Source organism: Streptomyces sp., from assembly GCF_031178505.1.
Lineage (GTDB): Bacteria > Actinomycetota > Actinomycetes > Streptomycetales > Streptomycetaceae > Streptomyces > Streptomyces gulbargensis.
In genome coordinates this window covers 1-2,592 of sequence record NZ_JAPSIW010000884.1, presented here as the reverse complement: position 1 = coordinate 2,592, position 2,592 = coordinate 1, and the positions used below count along the sequence as shown (strand labels likewise).

At 74.6% G+C, this 2,592-nt stretch carries 3 protein-coding genes; all 3 read left to right on the top strand.

Translation table 11 applies throughout. From position 1 onward, the window contains the following. Positions 1–301, top strand: a 301-nt coding sequence (locus tag RIF68_RS33940) for a hypothetical protein (RefSeq protein ID WP_309055315.1), incomplete at its 5' end; no start/stop codon positions are given. Positions 302–382: 81 nt separating this feature from the next. After that, on the top strand, positions 383–1,156 hold the full coding sequence (locus RIF68_RS33935; RefSeq protein ID WP_309055314.1) for a hypothetical protein: 774 nt from the start codon (positions 383–385) through the stop codon (positions 1,154–1,156). 70 nt (positions 1,157–1,226) lie between these two features. Further along, complete coding sequence (locus RIF68_RS33930) at positions 1,227–2,009, top strand: hypothetical protein (protein ID WP_309055313.1); 783 nt, start codon at positions 1,227–1,229, stop codon at positions 2,007–2,009. Positions 2,010–2,592: the final 583 nt, after the last annotated feature.

Sequence of the window (2,592 nt, the reverse complement as noted above, 5' to 3'; positions counted from 1 at the left end):
GGGGCGGCGGATGGCACCGCCGCCCCGGCACCACTCGAACCCAACCGACCAGGAGAGTTTCACCGTGACCACCACCTCCGAAGGCGTCGAGGCCGGCCCGGCGACGACCCGCACCATCGACGAACCCGAGATCGACAAGCGCAGCGCCGAATCCCCCTACTTCGGCCGGTTCACCTGCGACGTCTGCGGCGACGACTTCGCCGTCCACCGGTCGCTCACCGTCGAAGAGCGCGAGTTCACCGACATCGAGACCCGCGAGACGTGGCCCGGCCTGATCGTGGTCGCCTGCGACCGCAGCTGACAGCGCAACCGCCCCACCCGGGGCGGCGGTTGGCACCGCCGCCCCGGCCCCTCGAAACCCGACGCAAGGAGAAGCACGACCATGACGCTCCCCAGCGACCTGCCGAACCCGGACGGCGACGCCGCCACCGCCCGCTCCCGCCGTGACCTCCTGGTCGCCGGACACGACGGCCGGATGTTCACCGAGACCATCGGCCGTCCCCTGCACCGCGCCCAGCAGACCGCGCAGACCTACCGGGCCGCCGCCGACCACGCCGAGCTCGACCGGTGCGGAGCCCCTGACCGCGTCTGGCTCAGGGGTCAGTCGGCCCTGTGCCACCGACGCGCACGCATCGCGGCCGACGAGGCCGCCCTGGCCACCGAGCAGAAGCAGCCGGGCCAGGCCGCCGCCTGGGCCGCCCTGGCCGACCGCTACGCCACTGCGGCCCGCCATCTCGCCCGCTCCGCACCGGTCCGGACCGACGCGATCACCAACCTTCGGGACGCCGCCGACGCACTGGAAGCCCTGCCCCCCACGATCCCGGCGCAGGCCGCCGTCCCCCTGTCCTGCATCGCCCTGTTCAGCGTCGACAACGGCCGCCAGGCGCTCGACAACGCCCGGCGCGGCGACGGGCTGGTGCTCAAGCACGTGAACACGGTGGAGGTCGAGCTGCTGCTGTTCACCGCCTACGCCCAGGGACAGGCCGAGACCGGCTACCACATCGCCAAACAAGCCATCCGCGCGCTCGACCGCGCCCGCAAGACCGCGCCCGAGAACGAGGCCGACGCCATGGACCCGCAGGCTCTGGCCACCGCCGTCGAGCTGAGCAAGCAGGCCCTGGACGCAGCCGAGGCTGCCGCCCCGACCGCGCCGTAGAACCGAGCCCGGCCGGGACGGCCGCACCGCCGCCGTCCCGGCCCCGGACCCTTCAGGAGAGCCCTGCCCGATGCCCCAGTCCCACCTGGTGGCGGGCGAAACAACGCCCGCCACGCCCTACGACAGCCCGCTGCTGCGCCCCCTCTACCTGCCGGGCGCGCACCTGCCCGACTCAGCCGGCCACGTCTGGACCTGCCGAACGTGCGCCACGCCGTGGCCGTGCCCCACCGCCCAGCCGTACCTCCAGGCCGGGCGGTGCAGCACGTGCAGCGCGCCGACCCAGTGGGAGCGGAACGGCCCCCGACGCTGGCACGTCGGCCCCCTCTGCTACACCCGCAAGGACGTCCTGAACGCGCTGGCCGAGGAACTGCACCAGCAGCACATGGCGAACCCCACCTACCCGCCCAGCCACTACTACCCGGAGAAACCCCGCCGCCGCCGACGCCAGCGCCCGCCGTACGACCACACCCCCATGGGACCGGGCGACATCCAGCCCGGCACCTGGCTATGGGTCATCCCCGGCGGACTCCATCCCGGATGGGGCGACATCCACCGTCTCGCCATGCTCACCGCACTCGGCACCCCGTACTGCGAGGTCTGGATGGACGACACCACCGTCCACCGCGTCCGGCCCGAGAAACTGATCGTCTCCGACGCCGGACGCCAGGCCGCCCGCGCCGCAGGGCTCACCACCATCCGGCAGAGGAGCGGGCCGCGGCCCCGCCCGCTGCTCCCCGAGTGGCGATGGGTCGACTGGACCCTGGCCGAGCACATCGCCCACCAGCGACAGACCACCCCCACCGCTGAGCCCACCGAACAGCCCGTGCAGGACGAACTGTTCACCGTCGCCTGACGGACCGCCCGGCCCGGAACGCCACCGTTCCGGGCCGCAGGCATGTCCGGACCGGAACGGTGGCCGCGCCGACCGGTCGACGAGGGCGCGGGGCACCGCGGAGCCCGCACAGCGAGTGCGCCCGCCGCAGGGCGACACCCGGCCTCCGGCCGGGTGCGAGGGGCGCTCTCGCGCCGCCCCCTCGTACACCCCCGGCGCCCGTGGCCGGCCCCGGTGGCACGACAGCGGGACCAGGGCACTGACGGCCGCTCGTACCTCACGGCCAGCCCCGGACGCGTGGGGCGCTTTCCTCGTGGTCGCCGCCGCGATGGGGGAACTCCAAGACGGTGCTGGGGCGGCGGCGACCTCGAGGACGCTCCGACCGTCGGGGCCCCTGGAGCTGTTGGGTGGGCATCGCACCTTCGGTGCGATCCGGCCGTGCGCCGCAGTCGTCGGGCCCTGGGGGCCCTCCTTTTTGCGGCCCGCGCTGCGCGCGGGCTGCGTCGCTTCGCTCCTTGCGCGGGGCCCCGGGGGGCTCCTCCGGACGCCCGCCCCCCGGGGACCGGGGGACGGGCTGAGCTGAGTGGTGGGCCGGGGCGATTCC